The organism is Acetobacter sp. DmW_136 (assembly GCF_008690365.1).
Classification (GTDB): Bacteria; Pseudomonadota; Alphaproteobacteria; order Acetobacterales; family Acetobacteraceae; genus Acetobacter; species Acetobacter oryzifermentans.
In genome coordinates, this window is record NZ_VHON01000006.1 from 156,939 (window position 1) to 175,351 (window position 18,413).

At 54.0% G+C, this 18,413-nt stretch carries 15 protein-coding genes; 8 read left to right on the forward strand and 7 right to left on the reverse strand.

Annotated elements, in window-relative coordinates; translation table 11 throughout:
- Nucleotides 1-96 precede the first annotated feature (96 nt).
- Nucleotides 97-759, forward strand: coding sequence for a DedA family protein (locus FKW31_RS02690; RefSeq protein WP_006116695.1), 663 nt, complete (start codon nucleotides 97-99; stop codon nucleotides 757-759).
- A complete protein-coding gene (locus FKW31_RS02695) occupies nucleotides 756-1,706 on the forward strand; it encodes an SDR family oxidoreductase (protein WP_089178365.1) in 951 nt (316 codons plus the stop codon). Before FKW31_RS02690 ends, FKW31_RS02695 begins: the two co-directional genes overlap by 4 nt.
- 53 nt (nucleotides 1,707-1,759) lie before the next feature.
- On the opposite strand, the gene FKW31_RS02700 is transcribed toward FKW31_RS02695, so the two are convergent.
- Nucleotides 1,760-4,108, reverse strand: coding sequence for a helicase-related protein (locus FKW31_RS02700; RefSeq protein ID WP_150177532.1), 2,349 nt, complete (start codon nucleotides 4,106-4,108; stop codon nucleotides 1,760-1,762).
- A gap of 317 nt (nucleotides 4,109-4,425) precedes the next feature.
- Between FKW31_RS02700 and FKW31_RS02710 the strand changes: the two genes are divergently transcribed.
- From FKW31_RS02710 to FKW31_RS02720, 3 genes are read left to right on the forward strand one after another with little or no spacing between them, the layout of a single operon-like run.
- Nucleotides 4,426-5,322: a ferredoxin--NADP reductase gene (locus tag FKW31_RS02710; RefSeq protein ID WP_006116692.1), complete on the forward strand. Its 897-nt coding sequence runs from the start codon at nucleotides 4,426-4,428 to the stop codon at nucleotides 5,320-5,322.
- A 60-nt stretch (nucleotides 5,323-5,382) separates the two neighbouring features.
- Complete coding sequence (gene gorA, locus FKW31_RS02715) at nucleotides 5,383-6,780, forward strand: glutathione-disulfide reductase (RefSeq protein ID WP_150177534.1); 1,398 nt, start codon at nucleotides 5,383-5,385, stop codon at nucleotides 6,778-6,780.
- Nucleotides 6,781-6,786: 6 nt separating this feature from the next.
- Nucleotides 6,787-8,151, forward strand: a complete 1,365-nt coding sequence (locus tag FKW31_RS02720) for a dihydroorotase (protein ID WP_150177536.1) — start codon at nucleotides 6,787-6,789, stop codon at nucleotides 8,149-8,151.
- 93 nt (nucleotides 8,152-8,244) lie between these two features.
- On the opposite strand, the gene FKW31_RS02725 is transcribed toward FKW31_RS02720, so the two are convergent.
- From FKW31_RS02725 to FKW31_RS02735, 3 genes are read right to left on the reverse strand one after another with little or no spacing between them, the layout of a single operon-like run.
- Complete coding sequence (locus FKW31_RS02725; RefSeq protein WP_003629813.1) at nucleotides 8,245-8,709, reverse strand: hypothetical protein; 465 nt, start codon at nucleotides 8,707-8,709, stop codon at nucleotides 8,245-8,247.
- 16 nt (nucleotides 8,710-8,725) lie between these two features.
- Nucleotides 8,726-9,862, reverse strand: coding sequence for a DegT/DnrJ/EryC1/StrS aminotransferase family protein (locus FKW31_RS02730; RefSeq protein ID WP_150177538.1), 1,137 nt, complete (start codon nucleotides 9,860-9,862; stop codon nucleotides 8,726-8,728).
- Nucleotides 9,859-11,889: a nucleoside-diphosphate sugar epimerase/dehydratase gene (locus tag FKW31_RS02735; protein ID WP_035353902.1), complete on the reverse strand. Its 2,031-nt coding sequence runs from the start codon at nucleotides 11,887-11,889 to the stop codon at nucleotides 9,859-9,861. Before FKW31_RS02735 ends, FKW31_RS02730 begins: the two co-directional genes overlap by 4 nt.
- Between FKW31_RS02735 and FKW31_RS02740 the strand changes: the two genes are divergently transcribed.
- The gene (locus tag FKW31_RS02740; protein ID WP_150177540.1) at nucleotides 11,883-12,980 is read left to right on the forward strand and encodes a UDP-phosphate alpha-N-acetylglucosaminephosphotransferase; all 1,098 of its coding nucleotides are present in this window, start codon (nucleotides 11,883-11,885) and stop codon (nucleotides 12,978-12,980) included. The two genes, FKW31_RS02735 and FKW31_RS02740, sit on opposite strands and share 7 nt — an antisense overlap.
- A 10-nt stretch (nucleotides 12,981-12,990) precedes the next feature.
- Here the strand turns inward: FKW31_RS02740 and FKW31_RS02745 are convergent, their stop codons facing one another.
- Nucleotides 12,991-13,437: a hypothetical protein gene (locus tag FKW31_RS02745; RefSeq protein ID WP_150177542.1), complete on the reverse strand. Its 447-nt coding sequence runs from the start codon at nucleotides 13,435-13,437 to the stop codon at nucleotides 12,991-12,993.
- Here FKW31_RS02745 and FKW31_RS15965 point away from each other — a divergent pair.
- Nucleotides 13,422-13,583 carry a hypothetical protein gene (locus tag FKW31_RS15965; RefSeq protein ID WP_162870728.1) on the forward strand — a complete coding sequence of 54 codons (162 nt, stop codon included), beginning with the start codon at nucleotides 13,422-13,424 and terminating at the stop codon, nucleotides 13,581-13,583. The two genes, FKW31_RS02745 and FKW31_RS15965, sit on opposite strands and share 16 nt — an antisense overlap.
- Here the strand turns inward: FKW31_RS15965 and FKW31_RS02750 are convergent.
- Entirely contained in the window at nucleotides 13,580-13,996 is a 417-nt protein-coding gene (locus FKW31_RS02750; RefSeq protein ID WP_035353907.1) for a MarR family transcriptional regulator, read from the reverse strand. The two genes, FKW31_RS15965 and FKW31_RS02750, sit on opposite strands and share 4 nt — an antisense overlap.
- A 156-nt stretch (nucleotides 13,997-14,152) precedes the next feature.
- Nucleotides 14,153-15,739, reverse strand: a complete 1,587-nt coding sequence (locus FKW31_RS02755) for a M17 family metallopeptidase (RefSeq protein ID WP_150177544.1) — start codon at nucleotides 15,737-15,739, stop codon at nucleotides 14,153-14,155.
- A 9-nt stretch (nucleotides 15,740-15,748) separates the two neighbouring features.
- Here FKW31_RS02755 and FKW31_RS02760 point away from each other — a divergent pair, with 9 nt between their 5' ends.
- Entirely contained in the window at nucleotides 15,749-18,289 is a 2,541-nt protein-coding gene (locus FKW31_RS02760) for a helicase-related protein (protein ID WP_193562031.1), read from the forward strand.
- Nucleotides 18,290-18,413 lie beyond the last annotated feature (124 nt).

The window sequence follows — 18,413 nt, forward strand, 5'->3', positions numbered from 1 at the left end:
TTACGCAGAATGCTTGACATAACAGAACCTGAACGGTTTCTGCCGTGAGCAGTCTCGTGCTCTGTCTAAATTGGATGTTCTGTTCTGTTACACTCTTTGCACAATTTCTTTTCGGTAGATTACCTAAGCAGCCTTTTCGCCCATTACGGTTATGGGGTGGTAGGGGTTGTGGTAATGCTAGAAAGCATGGGCTTTCCGCTGCCAGCAGAAAGCCTGCTTATTACCGGAGCGCTGTTTTGTGCCACAACGCACAAACTGCATATTGAGGGCGTAGCACTGGCCGGAGTGCTGGGCGCCATTATGGGCGACAATTTTGGCTATCTGATTGGCCATCTTGTTGGGCTAAGAGTGTTACAAAAATACGGGCCTAAAATTGGCCTCACATCTCAGCGCCTTTTGCTAGGGCGCTACGTTTTTCTTAAACATGGCGGCCCGGTTGTATTTTTTGGGCGGTTTATTGCCGTGCTACGTATGTTTGTGGCCCTGTTGGCTGGGGCGAACCATATGCCGTGGCATACGTTTCTGCTCCATAACGCACTTGGTGGCATATTCTGGGCGGGAGGCTACACGCTTGTTGCCTATCTGCTGGGCAATGAGATCCTCCGGCTTTCTGGCCCTCTGGCTATCGCCTTTGGAGCGGTGGCCTGTATTGTGATTGGGTCTTTGTTCATATTCATCAAGCGCAATGAAAAACGTCTGACGGAGGAAGCCATGAAAGCAGCCGAGCAGGATGAACGCCTGAAAGTTCTTCCCTCATGACAGGGCGCAGAGCATGGCGCGTTAACCACAGCCAGCCTGACCTAAAAGGGCAGGTTGCTCTTGTAACCGGTGGCAATAGTGGGCTGGGGTTTCAGGTTGCTTTGGGGCTCGCGCATAGGGGCGCACGTTTATTGTTGCCTGTAAGGCATGCAGAGCGTGGGCGTGAGGCCATATCCCGCATCAAAGCGGAATGTCCAAATGCACAGATTATCCCATTGTCTCTGGATCTTTCTTCGCTCCAGTCTGTCGCAGAATGTGCAGCCGCTGTTACAAAATATACGGATAGGCTGAACCTGCTGGTCAACAATGCGGGCGTTATGGCCCCAACACGCCGTAGGGAAACCAAAAACGGGTTTGAGCTTCAGTTTGGAGTGAATCATTTAGGACATTTTGCCCTGACAGCCCATTTGCGACATTTGTTGGAAAGTGCTCCGGGCGGAGGTGTTGTTGTAAGTGTTGCCAGTTTGGCAGCCTGCAAAGGCCACATTCGCTTTGATGATCTGCAATCCCGTTATCGCTACAGCCCTTTTGGGGCATATCAGCAAAGCAAGCTGGCCAACCTACTTTTTGCCATGGAATTGGCACGCCGAGCAGGTGAGCAAGGGTGGAATGTGCATGCCCGCGCAGCACATCCTGGCTGGGCCAGCACATCCATTATTGCTAATGGGCAAGCGGCTAGTCTGCCCGCCCCTCTCGGTCGTATTGAACAATTTCTGGGCAGCATCGTTCTGCGCGCTATGGGGCAATCCGCTGCGCATGGGGCTGAGCCTATTTTGTACGCAGCACTGTCCCCCACTGCGCGAGATGGAGATTATTACGGCCCACAAGGATATCAGGAAAGACGCGGTCCACCCGGCCCGGCCCATATTCCTCCCACTGCGCGCAAAGGCAGCACAGCCGCACGCCTATGGGACGTTTCTGAAAGGCTGACCGGCACAAGCTGGTAATATCTTACAAAAAGGGTGGTGTCTCATGAAACCAGACACCACCCTTTTTGTATTCAAAATCGGGTCGAACGGCGTGTGCGGCTCTGCTGCCGTAATACGCTTTCAATCCAATCATTCAGCCTGCGCGTGGTATCCTCCGCTTCTTCCCGATCTGGGTAGATTTCGGGGAATCGTAGCGCCAACCAACGCCATGCCACCAAACGCTTGTGCCGTTTTTCGGCCCGTTCCAGCTCTTCACGCCCTGCCCGCTCACTTGGGGGTAAACGGCCTGTGCCCGGTGGCAATACGCGCCGCCCTGCCGCATGATCTGCCGCCCAACCCACCAAACGGCGAATACCATTATCTCGGTCATCCACCGGGCACATGGCGTAAGACCAGCGCGTTGTCAGATCCAGCCCTTCTACCCCTTCCAGAACAGATGCAATGGCAAAAGCCTGTTCCATATCTGACAAGCGATAATTCGGATCATCTTTACGCAACACGGCACGGTGAATCCGTGAGAGAACGCCATACAAGCTTTGAGAGCCAATTTCCGTTGCCACAGCTTTCACAATATCAGCATCGGGCTGTACATATGGTCTCAAATCATCGGGCTGTTCTGGGTCTGCTTCCAACTGCCGCCGAATAAAGGTTGGGCTGCCCGCACCAGCAAGAACCGCAACAACACCGGTTTCATGCTTGCCAAAACGGCCCGCACGCCCGCCAATCTGCTTTACTTCCTGCACGGTTAAATCTCGCGTCTGGCGGCCATCGTATTTTTTCAGGGCCGCAAATACCACACGCTTGATAGAAAGATTAAGCCCCATGCCAATGGCATCTGTGGCCACCAGAATATCGGCCTCTCCATCATTAAAACGCTGTGCTTCGGCACGCCGCACCTCTGGGCTTAACGCTCCATACACCACGGCCACACGTTTGCCGTGCTGAAGCAGGGCTGCGCGTAAATCCAGAACTTCACGGCGGGAAAATGCAATCAGCGCATCCCCTGCCCCCAGATCCGCCAATCGCACAGGGTGCGATGCCGCACGCAGCGGGCTTTTGCGCTCCAGAGAAATTTCATCCAGCGGATCACCGCACAGTTCGGCAATACGCCGCACCATGGGAATACAATCTGGTGCCCCCAATACATAGAGATGACGCGCGGGTGCCCCCATAATGGCGGCTGTCCATGCTGCACCGCGGTCTGTATCAAACAGCATCTGGGCTTCATCAATAACAGCTACATCTACGGGGCTGTAAAACGGGCACATTTCTACGGTTGCAGCCAGATGCTTGCTGCCCGGCACCACAATCCGTTCTTCACCCGTGGAAAGAGACGCCTCAACACCTCTAGAAGCCAGCGCTTCACGAAATTCATGCGCCAACAATCGCAACGGGGCTAAGGCCAGACCACTTTCGGCCTGTGCCAATGCGTTCAAAGCCGTGTAGGATTTACCGCTATTGGTTGGCCCTGTAACAAGCGTAATCTGCCGGTTGAGCGCACGTGCTGTACGAAAATGCGCGGCATAGCGGTCTAACGCCGCCACGCGGGCAATAACGGAATTGGCCACCTTGCGGCCCATATCCGGTGCCGTTTTGGAACCACCAATTTCTGCCCCACGGCCATTATCTTTCCGCCACTCTCCCACCTTACCACGCAAGGCCACCAAAGCAGCCGGATCAAACTCCCACCGTTCACGCCCGCCGGATTCGCGCACCTTTCTTGCAACCGGCAACCGGTTTTCTGCAATCCAGCGCAAAGCCTCACGTTGGGAGCAGCGCAGCAGGCGTGGCACTTCAGCAAACGGAACAAGACTTTCTTCCCATTCCCGCAGCTGCGCTTCTTCCTTGTTGCGCTTTTGGCGGGCTGTCTGTTCTATTTTACTGGCGGCCTGCTGCCTGCGGGCTTCATCCCGCCGGGCCGTTTCAAGAAACGGGTCTCCCTCTGGCAGGCCAAATGCCACGGCAATAGCCATAAGCAGCAAATCTGTCTGATCTGGAGAGAGCACGCGCCCTGTATCCACCAGATCAGCCTGCACCGTTTCAAATACTGCTCTGGGTGTTGGGGCATACCCACGTAGGCGAGATTCGGCCACGGGCGCAAGCGCACGCTCTAGTGCCTTATCATCGGCCTGCGGGTCTGTAATACCAGAAACCGCTTCTTCTATTTCTTCCCGACTAATCCATATTCGCCCACTGCGGCGTGTTTTATCCAGCAAGCGGGAAATCCAGCGCTTGCGCCGCACTTGGCACAAAACCTGCAGGTAGGTTTCATTCGGCACCTCATGAGCACCCGGCTCAAGATTGCGGGCAAGGCGACGAAGAACTTCGTGTTCTTCCTTGGCCTCTGGGGCAATGGTGGTGTGGGCTACAGCGTAGGCAAGAGCCTGACGGGCTGGAGAAGCAGAGCTGTCTGACGTCATGCCTTCTCTCTTGCGTCATCCTGCGGGCCGGAACAATGCCTTGGCGGCATACTTCATACAAAATAAATCAAAAATCTGCCTTGCCCCCATGGCCTGATTTGGCCATTGTGGCGCCCCCAACCACCCAGCAGACAGAAGCGGCAGGCGGTTTTCAGCCAGTTACGTGTTGCGCGAACACGTTGTGTGATGAATTTACACTGGCATTAGACGCCTCACCCTTCTAAAAACGCCGCCAGCAAGAAATTCACGGTGCTTTTGTATCTACTACGCAAAAGCACATTGTTCTGATCTGCTACAAGCGGAGTACATAGCGGTCCATGTCTGAAACCATGCTTGAAAACGATATCCTGCCACGGATGTCCGCCTCTGAAGTGCCCAGCGGCCTGCTGCCTGTTGATGGACAGGAAGGCGTGTGGCATCTCGCCCCGCCAACCAAAGAATACGGGCACCTTTACCCTGCCAAGGTTCTGACCGTTCATCACTGGACGGACCGCCTGTTCAGCTTCACCACCACCCGTGACCCCGGCCTGCGCTTTGAAAACGGCCAGTTTGCCATGATCGGGATTGAAGTAGACGGCAAGCCCCTGCTGCGTGCCTATTCCATTGCATCCCCCAATTATGCGGATGAAATGGAATTTCTTTCCATTGCTGTGCCCAACGGCCCGCTGACATCCCGCCTGCGCCACGTAAAGGTGGGTGATACGGTGCTGATCGGCCGCAAACCAACCGGCACATTGCTGCTAGATAACCTGCGCCCCGGCCGTAACCTGTATTTCCTTTCTACAGGCACAGGGCTGGCCCCGTTCATGAGCCTGATCAAGGATCCGGAATGCTACGAACGGTATGACCACGTTATTCTGACACACACTGTACGTCTGTCTGGTGAGCTGGCATATTCCAACCATATCCGCCACGAACTGCCACAGCACGAGTTCCTTGGAGAAGATATCAAGGAAAAGCTGCTATATTATCCAGCCGTTACGCGTGAAGACTTTGCCGTAACAGAACGCATCACCAAGCTGATTGAATCGGGCAAGATCTTCACGGATCTGAACATTCCTGAGCTTGACCCGGAACATGACCGCGTCATGATCTGCGGTTCCCCAGAAATGCTGGCTGATACAGAAGCCCTGCTGCGTGCGCGTGGGTTTGATGAAGGTAACATGTCCACCCCAGGTGCATACGTGGTGGAAAAAGCGTTTGCTGAAAGATAAGGCACACGTTTTTATGCCCAATACCGCCGCTTAAAACACATTATTAAAGGAGCGCTCCCCATGAGCTATGATTTTGATCTTCTGGTTATTGGGGCGGGCTCCGGCGGCGTACGGTGCGCGCGCATTGCAGCCAGCCACGGTGCGCGCGTTGCCATTGCAGAAAGCCGACACTGGGGCGGCACCTGTGTAAATGTGGGCTGCGTGCCCAAAAAGCTGATGGTGCAGGCCAGTGAATACGGCGATATGGTAGAGGACAGCCACGGTTTTGGCTGGACATCCACCCGCGGCACGCATGACTGGGGCAAGCTCATGGCCGCCAAGGATCGGGAAATTACCCGCCTGAACGGCATTTACGTCTCTATGCTGGAAAAAGCCGGTATTACGCTCTTAACCGGCCATGCCCGGTTTGTAGATGGACATACCATCTGCATTGAACCTTCTTCCCTTGCGCCGGACGAAGCCCCCCGCACTGTTACGGCAGAACGCATTGTTATTGCCACTGGTTCCACCCCCGTAAAACCTGATATCCCCGGCAAGGAACTGGCAATTACCTCTGATGAGGCTTTCCACCTGCCTCAGCGGCCAGAACGAGTGGTTATTATTGGCAGTGGATATATCGGGATTGAATTTGCCGGTATCTTTGCAGGCTTGGGTTCTCAGGTAGATCTGGTGTACCGGCGTGATTTGCCCTTGCGCTGTTTTGATGAAGAAATGCGCAGCGCCATGGCAGAAGCCATTGATGCACGCGGCATTACCCAGCACCGCCACACCTGCCCCACCGCTATTACCAAAGATGGCACAGACCTTGTGGTTACGCTGGATAATGGCCAGCACCTGCGCGCAGATTGCGTTTTTATGGCAACAGGCCGTCGGCCCAAAATTGATGCGCTGGGACTGGAAAATACAGCCATCACCACAGCAGATAATGGGCGCATCAAAGTTGATACCAATAGTGAAACAGCCCAGCCGGATGTTTACGCTATTGGCGATGTAACAGACCGCATCAACCTGACCCCCGTTGCCATTGCAGAAGGCCATCATCTGGCTGACCACCTGTTTGGCAAAGGCCCTGCCCGCCAATGGTGCTACGCCACAACCCCCAAAGCTGTTTTCTTTTCTCCCCCATTGGCAACCGTTGGGCTGACAGAGCAGGAAGCCGCCCGTAATGGCGCGGTGGACATTTATTTCACTCGCTTTACCCCCATGCGGCACACCCTGACCGGCCGCACACGTAAAACAGTGATGAAACTGGTTGTGGACCAAAAAAGCCAAAAGGTTGTGGGGGTGCATATTCTAGGGGATGACGCACCAGAAATGCTGCAAGGTGTAGCCATTGCTGTAACGGCCGAACTGACAAAAACAGATTTTGACCGCACAATTGGTATTCACCCCACATCGGCTGAAGAGCTGGTGACCATGCGTACCCGCACGCGGGAAACCCCGAAAGCTGAAGGATAATTCCCTATGGCACCTTCTGCCCCTTTTATTGGCGACCAGCGCGGCCCTTTTGATCTGGCACTGAAGGGTGGCTCCGTTGTGCTGCCTGATGGCACAGTGGAAACCACGGTTTACGTTAAAGGTGGCACCATTGCCGCCATTGGCGGACAAGCTGATGCCGCCCGCACCATAGACTGCACGGGCCTAACCATTCTGCCCGGCGTAATAGATACGCAGGTTCATTTCCGTGAACCCGGCGCCGAGGAAAATGAAAACCTCGAATCCGGCAGCCGTGCAGCCGTGCTGGGTGGGGTAACGGGCGTGTTTGAAATGCCCAACACAAAACCCACCACCTCTACGCCAGAAGCTGTGGCAGACAAGCTGGCCCGCGCAAAAGGCCGCATGTGGTGCGAACATGCCTTTTACGTAGGGGCCACGGTTGATAATGCCGACCAATGTGGTGAGCTTGAAAAATTGCCGGGCACGGCTGGTATTAAGGTGTTTATGGGCTCTTCCACCGGCAGCCTGCTGGTTTCAGAAGACAGTATGTTGGAACGTGTGCTGAAATCTGGACGCCGCCGCGTTGCAATTCATGCCGAAGATGAAACCCGCCTAAAAGAACGTATGGGAGAACGGGTTGAAGGCGACCCATCATCCCACCCTGTTTGGCGGGATGATGAAACAGCCCTACGGGCCACCACCCGTGTGCTGCATCTAGCGCGCAAAACCGGGCGGCGTGTGCATGTGCTGCATATTACCACCCCGGCAGAACTGGCCCTGATTGCCCAGCACCGCGATGTAGCAAGCTGTGAACTCACCCCTCAGCATCTCACACTTGCGGGGGAAGACGCTTACGCCCGCCTTGGCACATTCGCGCAGATGAACCCACCTATCCGCTCCGGCGCACACCGTGACGGCCTGTGGTATTGGGTTTCTCAGGGCTTGCCAGATGTCATTGGGTCTGACCACGCTCCCCACAGCAAGGAAGCAAAGGCCCGTACCTATCCTGCTTCTCCCTCCGGCATGCCGGGCGTGCAAACACTTCTGCCTTTAATGCTCAACCACGTTGCGCACCACCGGCTGACACTGCGCCGCTTGGTAGATCTTACATCCGCAGGGCCACAGCGTTTGTTCGGTTTGGTGCGTAAAGGGCGCATTGCCGTTGGATATGATGCAGACTTTACAATTGTAGATCTGAAAGCCCAGTGGACGATCAAGGAAGAATGGCTGGCTTCACGCTGCGGGTGGTCTCCTTTTACCGGCAACACCATTACAGGCCGCCCTGTTGGCACCATTATCCGTGGTCATCAGGTTATGTGGAAAGGCACTCTGGCAGACAAAGCCATTGGCGAGCCTTTCCGTTTTGATGCAACAGACAGACCTGCTGGCTAGCCCTCCGGCACAGCTATTCAGCTCATAGCAAAAACCCCTTCCACCGTATGGGTGGAAGGGGTTTGTTTTTGTAGCACTCTACGCTTCTAAAAATCAGGGAAAGCTGGACCGTTTATAGGGGTAACGATCAACCATCATCCGCAGAGGTGCAAATTCCTTGTTGGAAAATGATCTATAATGCACCTGTGAGCCATCCGGGTTTTCAACAAACACGGTGGAGTTCCAATCTGCGGCACTAATACCTGTCCAGAGCGTAAGCACCAAGGCTTCTTTACCCTGAGCATCATTCAGCACCATGCGGGCATCGCCTGATGATGGCGGCGTACGCGTTAACGGCCCCCAGCCACCTTTGTTATCCTTAAACCAGTCATTCACCGCCTTTACTTCATCCGGGCTTAAAGCACGTGTGCGGTGCATGGGGCCAACATCCAAAGTACCACTTGCCACTTGCGGAAAGGAAACCGGCTTGAGGTTAGGCAGAGCCACTTTCCAGATCAGGGCTGCCGTACTGAGCGTAAAAATAAAAAAGCCAATAATAAAAGCCGTCTCTTTCCGCATTATCTGTATCTTTCTCTTACCCGCGCACCGCAGCAATAACGCGGGCTACTTCTTCATCTGTCAGTTCCGGATGGATTGGCAACGCCAGAATGCGTTGTGCCAAATCTTCTGAAACAGGCAACGCCGTACCATCATGATGATCCCGGTAGGCTGGTTGTTTATGCAGCGGCAGCGGGTAGTAAATTGCTGATGGCACCCCCTGTTCTTTCAGGCGGGCCTGCATCTGCTCACGCTCGGCGCTGTTTTTCAGCAACACGGAATAAATGGCCCATGCGCTCTGGCTATCTGGCACGCGCGCAGGCACCTGCACCACATCTTTCAGGCCTGCATCATACTGGCAGGCAATTTCCTCACGCCGCGTCAGTTCTCGCGCAAAGTCATCCAACTTGGCGAGCAGTACAGCGGCTTGCAGAGTATCCAGCCGTCCGTTCATACCGGTGCGCAACACCTCATACCGGGTTGTGCCTTCGCCATGTGTACGCAAGGAACGATAAAGGGCTGCGCGCTCCGGGTCATCCGTCAGAATAGCACCGCCATCCCCATAACCACCCAAAGGCTTGGATGGAAAAAAGGATAGCGTTGTTGCTGTGGCTTCCCGCCCCAAGGGCGCACCATTCAGCTTTGCTCCAAAGGATTGTGCACAATCAGCCAGCAAGAAAAGGTCTTCTTCCTGCGCAATGGCCCGTAACTCTGCCCACGGCGCAGGCTGGCCAAACAGATCCACCCCAACAATGGCGCGTGGTTTCAGTTTGCCAGCTTCCCGCACGGCACGAATGCGCTTGCGCAGGTGCTCTGGGTCAATCTGGAAGGTCTGTGGGTCAACATCCACAAAAACAGGCGTGGCACCCAACACCAATGGCACTTCCGCCGTGGCGGTATAGGTAAACGCGGGCAGGAACACAGCGTCATCCCGGCCAATCTGTTCCCCCATCATCACAATCTGCAAAGCATCTGTGCCAGAGGAAACACCCACGCACTCTTGCGCGCCACACCACTGGGCCAAGCGCTGCTCCAGCTCCAGAACCTCTGGCCCCATTACAAAGCGACAATGCGCCAGAACGGCTTCCAACCGTTGCCGCAATGCGGGTTCCAGCCGTTTTTGCTGGGCTGCGAGATCAAGAAAAGCGATAGGCCTGTTTTGTGAACCGTTCATAATGCCACCTGCTCATTGCCATCGGCCTGCGCCTGTCCGCTGTGTACAACACCCGCCGCCATAGCACCAGACGCCGCAGATTCTGGCGCCAGGGCACGCACCTCTCCTGCTGGGTTATGATCGAATTCCGGCACCAGCAATGCCAGAATACGCAAAGCAGCCTGCACATCACCTTCTCGCGCATAGGCCGTAATCTGATCCACCTCTTGGCGTATCTGCTCCAGATCAACCAGCCGGGGCGTTGCCATTAGCAGGCCGGGTTCATCGGTTGGCACTGGGGCTTCCCGGCCATGAAACAGTTCCTCATACAGTTTTTCACCGGGCCTTAAGCCCGTAAAACGGATGGTTACATCTTCATCAGGGCGCAAACCGGCCATACGGATCATCTGCCGGGCCAGATCTACAATGCGGACAGGTTCTCCCATATCCAGCACAAAAATACCGCCATGCCGCAGTAAGTCATCGGTGCCAGAGCCATCTGTATGACGCATGCCGCGCACACTGGCTTGCAGCACAAGCCCCACCGCTTCTGGCACTGTCATGAAATATCGGCGCATTTCAGGGTGTGTGACGGTAAGTGGGCCACCACGTTCCAACTGGCGGCGGAACAATGGTACAACAGAACCAGTAGACCCTAAAACATTCCCAAAGCGCACGGTAACACACCGCATGGCATTTGCCTTGCCCGATGCACGGGCACGCACGTCCAACGCCTGACAGTACATTTCTGCCGCTCGCTTGGATGCGCCCATCAGGCTGGAGGGATTCACCGCCTTGTCTGTTGAAATCACCACCATGGCCTGCGCCCCGTGGCGAGATGCCGTATCGGCTACAACACGCGTACCATGCACATTGGTTAACAATCCTTCAGCCGGGTTTGCCTCTACAATAGGCACATGCTTCAGCGCTGCGGCATGAAACACCAATTCCGGACGGAAACGCGCCATCACATCATCAAGCCGCGCTTCATCCCGCACATCGGCCACCACCACTTCTCGCGGCACATGAGGGGCACAATCTGCAAGTTCCACATCTATCTGCCACAGCTCGAACTCGCCATGGTCAAGCAGAATCAGGCGTTTAGGGCCAAGCAGAGCAATCTGCCGCACCAGTTCAGAACCAATAGTGCCCCCTGCCCCCGTAACCAGAACGGTGCGGTTGCCCACCAGCCGTTCCATACCTTCCCGATCCAGTGGCACCTGGGGGCGGTTGAGCAAGTCTTCCAATGGTACAGGCCGTAGTTGCACACGCTCTGCGGGGGTAAGATCTGTTAAAGCGGGCGTGCGCAATACTGAGATACCATGCACCGCTGCCGCATCCAGCACATTGGTAAGAGCACGACCTCGGAAGGAAGGATCTGTCACCACCAAGGATTCGGGCAGCATATTGTTTTTGGCCAACCGATCTAAAACGGCACCAATATCTTCCACATGCCCCAGAATGGGAACGTTGTGGATGCGTCGGCCTGCTTGATGCGTGCCCAAGGCCACAAGCCCTACAACACGAATCCCTGCCTCTGGGTTACGCTCCAGCGCACGCAGATACAGATCTGCAACCGTATCTGCCCCTATCAACACCACTCGCCGTAGGTTGGCCCGGCGAAGGGCTATTCTGTGCGCCAGACGATACCCCACACGCAACCCGCCCAGCATAACCAGCAGAACCAACGCATAAATAATGGGAAAGGTCAGGCTAGGTAACGGAAAGCCCACTGCCACAAGCCCGCATGAAAACAGCACGGAACTGGCAATGGAGGCTCCAGCAATACCTAGAAGGTCTGAAACACCGGAAAACCGCCAATATTGCTGTGGCATACGGAATGGCAACCCGCTGACAAGCAGCGTGATAGCCCCCCCAGCCAGAAACCAGAGTGGATGCAGCAATCCATCTTGCGGGGCCGCCAGCCACCGCGCCAGAGGTGCAGCAAGTGCCGCCAATACGCCATCCAGCACGATATTTACGGCTATCCTGTTTACAGGGCGCAGACGCGGATTACGGTGTAGGGGCTGAGAGTGTTGTGATGCCATTATCTTGCACCTATAGCGTAGCACCTGCCATCCTAGAAGCGGCTCAACCGGACGACTGTCTTTTCATGTCTTTTTCTTTTTCCTGTGTGGCAATTTTCTGCCTTTTAGGTGCCTGCATTCTTTCCGCCTTCATTGTGCGGGGCATGATCGGGCTTGCCGTTATGGATACGCCGGGGCATCGCAGTGCCCACGATACCCCCACCCCCAAAGGAGGCGGCATAGGTGTAATGCTTGCTTTTGCGGCTGTTTTACCGGTGCTTATGTATGTTACCGGCCAGCGGTTTCTTTCCCTCCCCGCCTGCGCGCTGGCTACGGCTACCCTTTTGCTATGTGCCGTTTCATGGCTTGATGACATTTATCAGTGGCCCCCCACCATTAAGTTTGCAGCGCAATGCGCCGCTGCCTGCATCATTGTGGTCGGAGGCATTACTCTGCCTTGGCCCACACCGCTTTTTGGGGCCATTCTTTCCGTATTATGGCTGATATTTATAACGAACGCCGTTAATTTCATGGATGGATTAAACGGGCTGATTTCTGGCTGTTTATGTCTTGCAGCACTATGTATAGCCGGCGCAGCTACTTATCTGGGCGTACCAACTTTACGTTGGCCAGCATTGCTTATGGCTTTTTGTTTGGCAGGTTTTCTGCCTTTTAATTTCCCCAATGCCCGCATTTTTCTGGGAGACGTAGGAAGCCAAGGATGTGGACTACTGGCTGGTGCTGCCGCCCTGTATGCCGCAGCACATTCTGCACTTCCCTCTGGGTGGATTGTGGGACCTGCGCTGCTGTTTCCGTTGATTTATGATGTTATTTTCACGCTGATTCGCCGCAAACTGGCCGGACATTCCTTGGTACAGGCGCATCGTGGGCATTTGTATCAGGTGCTCCACCGAAGCGGCATATATGCCGCCGCCATTTCTTGCATGGAATGGGCCTTCACACTTTGGGGGATAATGGTAGCCTGTTTTGTGGCCCCTATGCCTGTAACAGCAGGAAGCATAACGGCTTTTATACTTGTATGCGTGCCGCAACTTATATGGACAGGCTTTGCAATTTTACGCACGCGCCAACACCCTGTTGGCGCGTGGTAACTGCAATCTTTTATTTTTCCAGCGTCAAGGTCAGCCCCTGTGCAGAACCTGCAAGCCGTGCGCCCTGAGAAATGGTTTCAATCTTGATACGCACGCCATTCTTGTTTTCCAGAACAGCGCCACCCAAGCCTTGCCCCAGCGTTGCTTCACCATGAGCAGCGCCATAAGTACCATTAAAATCTGACAAACGATGCAGATTATAAACGGTGCCTTTTCCTTCAATTTTAGAATAACCAACAGCCGCAATTGTGCCGCCGGTAATAGAAAACTTGTACGTTTTACCGCCGTAACGCAGTCTGCCGCCACCCCATGTATAGCCTACTCCCAGATCGGCTGACCGCGCTGTAATAGTAACCGTAGCAGTGGGTGACCCCATGGCATCTTCAGCATGGGCGACAGGAATAAAACTGGCCGATGCCGCAAGCACAGCTGCGGCAAAAAATGAAGAAAACCGCATGGAACGTTCCTTTCTTCTTGTTGGTCTGGCCGAAAAATCAGCCTGCTGCTTTAGAATACAAAACAGCAGGCTTTTCAGAAAACCGTGAAGAAAAAACGCTTACTTCCTACAAAAGTTTCAAACTGGTTGAACCAGCAAAAACTTAGGCAGCCATCACACGGCGCACACGCCGAGCTGCTGGCTCACGCTCTGCGGAACGTTGAGCCTTGCGTGCTGCATTTTCTACAGTTTCGCCCATAATGGTGCGAATTTCCTTTAGGTAAGCAGCACCTTTAGGCGTACGCTGCACCAGTACGGAACGACGATCCAACGGATCTACCTTACGGCGGGCCAGATCCAGTTCACTCAACCGATCCAAAGCGCGGGTAATAGCCGGTTTGGAAACATTCAGGCTGGCAGCTAGACCACGTACGGTATGGCCGGTTTCATCCAGATAACATGTCAAAAACACTGCCAGTTGGCGAGCGGACAGATCTGGAGCATCTCCACGCACCAAGGATACAATCGTATCCCGCAGGGTTTTGGCCAGATCCTCTGTTTTTTCTGCTGCCTGAGGCATAAGCTTCACTTTCCTTTTGCTGCACGCCTTATCTTGGTCTCTCAAGATAAAGCGACATATTCCCGCTTCCTGTTACGGAACGAATCCCCTTGAGATTTCATATAGGAGGCGAAACGACTCTTTTAAAGTATTAATAAGAACACATTCTCCCTTCTTTTATGACAGCTTTATGGCAGCGGTATCCTGCTCTTCACAAAAAAGCTGCGTAATAGCTTTAAAAACGGCCCGAACCCCAGGAGAATCGCCACCTTTTGGCCGTCCGGGGCGGGAACTGTCATTCCATGCATAACTGTCGATATGCACCCAACGCTGATCTGGATTTACAAATCGTTCAAGAAATAATCCGGCAGTAATCGCGCCCGCCGTAGGTCTTGATGAAATATTACTGATATCTGCAACAGAACTTCCCAACCATTCCCGGTACCCTTGCCACAAAGGCAAGCGCCACATGGGGTCTGCTTCCTGCTGCCCTGCTTCCAAAAATACCTTAGAAATGGCCTCATCATTACAGAACAAGGCGGGCAGGTCTGGCCCCAGAGCCACACGGGCAGCCCCTGTTAAGGTTGCAACATCCAACAGCAGATCGGGGTTCTGCTCTCCTGCTTCATGCAGCAAATCACACAAAACCAGACGGCCTTCTGCATCTGTATTGCCAATCTCTACTGTAAGGCCAGAACGGCTACGCACCACATCCAACGGGCGCATGGCATGCCCGGAAACGCTGTTTTCCACACAGCCAAGCCGCAATTCCAGCCTTACAGGCAAATCCTGCGTCATAATCAGGCGGGCAAGCGCCAGAACTGTTGCGGCCCCACCCATATCCTTTTTCATGCGCAGCATACCGCTGGAGGGTTTAAGATCGTACCCGCCGCTATCAAAACACACACCTTTACCGACCAAAGAAATCAGCGGTGCTTTTTTATCTGCCGTGCTGCCATGCCATTGCGCTACCACCACACGTGGGCCGCGATCTGACCCATTGCCCACATGCGCCAGCAAAGGGTAGGCTTTATCCAGCGCAGCTCCTTTTATAACATCCACATCAGCACCAAATTCCTTAAGCACTGTTTTGGCTGCTCGTGCCAGATCAGACGGGCCCAACAGATTGGCTGGTGTATTAATCAGATCACGCGCAAGCCAGATGGAACGTGCCATTTCCGATGCCACGCTTGCACGTTCCTGCGCCGTGACCACCAATCGTGTTGTTGGTTTTTTGGCGGATGCAGATTTCAAACCATACTGATATGCTCCAAGGCAGAAGCCTAAAATCACATCATGCCGCGCAATGTCATCCGGCGCTTCCACCCGCCAGTCTCCGTCCGGCAATTCTTGCGCCAAAGCCCCAAAAATAAATGGGTCAACCACACCCTTTTCTGGCACGCCAAATAGCGCTGTTGGCACCCCGTTTGTATCCGGCACCATAACCAGTTGGCCGGGAAGAGCTTTAAAGCCACAACTTTCTGCAAAAGCCGCTGCCTGTTCCCCTACCCATGTCTCTAAAACTGCCTGCTCCGATGGGCGAACAGCATGAACAGTGCGCACCTTACTTCCTCGGCGAGACACAACCAGACAATCGGCTTCACGAACAGGCATGACATTTCTCCCTTCGCTTTCAGGCGAATTACCCGTCAGCATATTTCCTTCTGCAAGGATAATGGCATCTGATGGCTTGCTTTTCCACACGCAGCAGCAGACGATGTTTGTATGATGGTTTCTTCCCGCCGTATGGCTGCTGCCGCTCATCACGCATCTATGCCGGACGATGCGCCCGTGCGGGCCATTTTGGGCCCCACCAACACCGGAAAAACACATCTGGCGCTAGAACGCATGCTAGCCCATTCCTCTGGCATGATCGGTTTTCCGCTCCGTTTGCTGGCGCGTGAAAATTACGAACGCATGGTTAAACTTAAAGGCGTGCGCTCCGTTGGGCTGATTACCGGTGAAGAAAAAATTATCCCACCTCAGGCACGCTGGTTTTCCTGCACGGTAGAGGCCATGCCATCTGACCGTAAGGTAGAGTTTGTAGCCGTAGATGAAATTCAGCTATGTGCTGACCCCGAACGCGGCCATGTTTTTACAGATCGGCTTTTAAATGCGCGCGGGCGATCTGAGACCCTTTTTTTGGGTGCAGAAACCATCGCACCTCTGCTCAAAACCTTGATTCGTGACATAGAAATAGACACACGCCCCCGCCTTTCCAACCTGACATATACGGGGCACATGCGCCTGTCCCGCCTGCCAGCGCGCACGGCCATTGTGGCTTTTTCCATAGCTGAAGTTTACGCCATTGCAGAACTTATCCGCCGTAAACGCGGGGGATGTGCTGTGGTAATGGGCCAGCTTTCACCCCGCACCCGCAATGCGCAGGTTGCCCTCTACCAGAACCGGGAAGTGGATTATCTGGTTGCAACCGATGCTATCGGCATGGGGCTAAACATGGATATCCGGCACATTGCCTTTGCCAATATCTGCAAGTTTGATGGATACAGAAACCGACTGCTAACCCCAGCAGAAGCGGCCCAAATTGCGGGCCGCGCAGGCCGAGGCACACAGGATGGCACTTTTGGCACAACCGGAGAATGTCCACCTTTTCCGGAAGGAATGGTAGAGGCCATTGAAACCCACCATTTCGAGCCGCTGCCGTTTTTGTGGTGGCGTAACAGCAAGCTCAATTTTACCTCTCCCAGCACGCTTTACGCCAGCTTATGCCAAAAACCTCCTGACCGATGCCTGAAATCTGCCGCCCCGGCATCCGATTTACTGGCGCTGTCTGCACTGATGCAGAATGCTACAGTGCAAAAATTAGCCCATACGCCTGCCCGCACCCAGTTGTTGTGGGAGGTGTGCCAGATTCCGGATTTTCGCAAACTGGGGGAAGACAGCCATATCCGGCTGTGTGAGCAGATTTTCATCCTGCTTGCCCAAAAAGGACACCTGCCTTCCGCATGGATGAAATCTCGCCTTGCCAATCTGGAACAGCTGGAGGGGGATATTGATGTCCTGATGCAGCGTCTTATGGGTATTCGCACGTGGTCCTACGTTTCGGCCAGACCAGATTGGGTCGAAAACGCTGCGCACTGGCGAAACCATACCCTAAGGCTGGAAGATGCTCTTTCCGACGCATTACATGAACGCCTGACCACACGCTTTGTAGATAAACGTGCCGCTAGTTTGGCACGGCGCTTGGAAGAAGCAGACACCACCCCTTTGCTTTCTGCCATTACTCACACGGGTGAAGTAAGTGTAGAAGGGCATGCAGTAGGCCATATGCGGGGCTTTAGCTTTACCCCAGACCCTGAAGCCGCACAGTCTGACCAGAAACTTATTCTCAAAGCGGCACGTCGGGCGGCACGTAACCAGATACCCTATCGTGTTTCCCAGTTTTTGCAGGCACCAGACACGGAAATAACGCTGAGCCTGCAAAATGGCGTACTCAGCTGGCAGAAAGATGCCATTGCGCGCTTGCAAGCCGGAGCAGATGTGCTGCACCCAGTTATTGAAGTGCGTGAGGCAGAATTTCTGGAACCTGGACAGAAAGAAAAAATCCGGCAACGACTGGCTGCCTTTGTTGATGCACATATCCGCAAAGAGTTGGCACCCTTATTTCATGCAGAAAAAGTAGTGGCTGATCAGCCATTGCTCCGCGGTATGGTGCATATGCTGGTCGAAAACGGAGGTGTGGCCGAGGTGTCGCACCTTTCCGCTTTGCCAGTACGTGCCAGACACATGCTAAAGCGCCTTCATATTGCCCAACAAAAAAACACTGTTTTTTGTAGTAAAATAATGCGCCCTAGCTCCATGGCTTTGCGGGCCCTTTTGTTAAGCTTACATTCTGGCATTGTTTTACCAGAACTACCCCGCACAGGTGCTGTTTCGGCCCCTTTACCCGCTTTGCTCACACCGCCGCAGAAATCTCTCCTGATGCAGCTTGGATGGATTATTTCTGGGGGCACCTTGATCCGACTCGATATTGCTGCTGCACTATATGCTGAATCTATAGCTCTGATTTCACACGGATCACGGCAGATTCCGAATTTCTTTGCCTCTCGGCTAGGTGTGAAAAAGGCTATTCTTCCGGGCATTTTGCGTAGCCTTGGGCTGCATGTACAAAAACCCCAGATTTTACCGGATACACATGCTGGCCCACCTGCTCCTTTTCTGATTATCCCCCAGAAAACTGTAAAAAATCGGAAACACTCAAAAAAGCGTACAGGTAGAGTTCAGCCAGAAAAATATAATCACAACAGCCCCTTTGCTGTGCTGGCAACGCTTCGGCAACACTATCAACCTTAGCCTTGTTGTAAAAAGAAAGCTGCCCTCCTTACACAGGCGGGTTGCCATTAGGGCAAAAGCACCTCATATCTGCGCCATCCTTGGTGGCAGGCTTCTATATAAAGGTACTGCCATCTGACCCCAC

Coding starts and splice junctions, on each gene's coding strand:
- FKW31_RS02740 (WP_150177540.1), top strand. CDS start 11,883: ATGCCATTATCTTGCACCTATAGCGTAGCACCTGCCATCCTAGAAGCG.
- FKW31_RS02745 (WP_150177542.1), bottom strand. CDS start 13,437: ATGCGGTTTTCTTCATTTTTTGCCGCAGCTGTGCTTGCGGCATCGGCC.
- FKW31_RS02725 (WP_003629813.1), bottom strand. CDS start 8,709: ATGCGGAAAGAGACGGCTTTTATTATTGGCTTTTTTATTTTTACGCTC.
- FKW31_RS02710 (WP_006116692.1), top strand. CDS start 4,426: ATGTCTGAAACCATGCTTGAAAACGATATCCTGCCACGGATGTCCGCC.
- FKW31_RS02760 (WP_193562031.1), top strand. CDS start 15,749: ATGCCGGACGATGCGCCCGTGCGGGCCATTTTGGGCCCCACCAACACC.
- FKW31_RS15965 (WP_162870728.1), top strand. CDS start 13,422: ATGAAGAAAACCGCATGGAACGTTCCTTTCTTCTTGTTGGTCTGGCCG.
- FKW31_RS02750 (WP_035353907.1), bottom strand. CDS start 13,996: ATGCCTCAGGCAGCAGAAAAAACAGAGGATCTGGCCAAAACCCTGCGG.
- FKW31_RS02695 (WP_089178365.1), top strand. CDS start 756: ATGACAGGGCGCAGAGCATGGCGCGTTAACCACAGCCAGCCTGACCTA.
- FKW31_RS02700 (WP_150177532.1), bottom strand. CDS start 4,108: ATGACGTCAGACAGCTCTGCTTCTCCAGCCCGTCAGGCTCTTGCCTAC.
- FKW31_RS02720 (WP_150177536.1), top strand. CDS start 6,787: ATGGCACCTTCTGCCCCTTTTATTGGCGACCAGCGCGGCCCTTTTGAT.
- gorA (WP_150177534.1), top strand. CDS start 5,383: ATGAGCTATGATTTTGATCTTCTGGTTATTGGGGCGGGCTCCGGCGGC.
- FKW31_RS02735 (WP_035353902.1), bottom strand. CDS start 11,889: ATGGCATCACAACACTCTCAGCCCCTACACCGTAATCCGCGTCTGCGC.
- FKW31_RS02755 (WP_150177544.1), bottom strand. CDS start 15,739: ATGAGCGGCAGCAGCCATACGGCGGGAAGAAACCATCATACAAACATC.
- FKW31_RS02730 (WP_150177538.1), bottom strand. CDS start 9,862: ATGAACGGTTCACAAAACAGGCCTATCGCTTTTCTTGATCTCGCAGCC.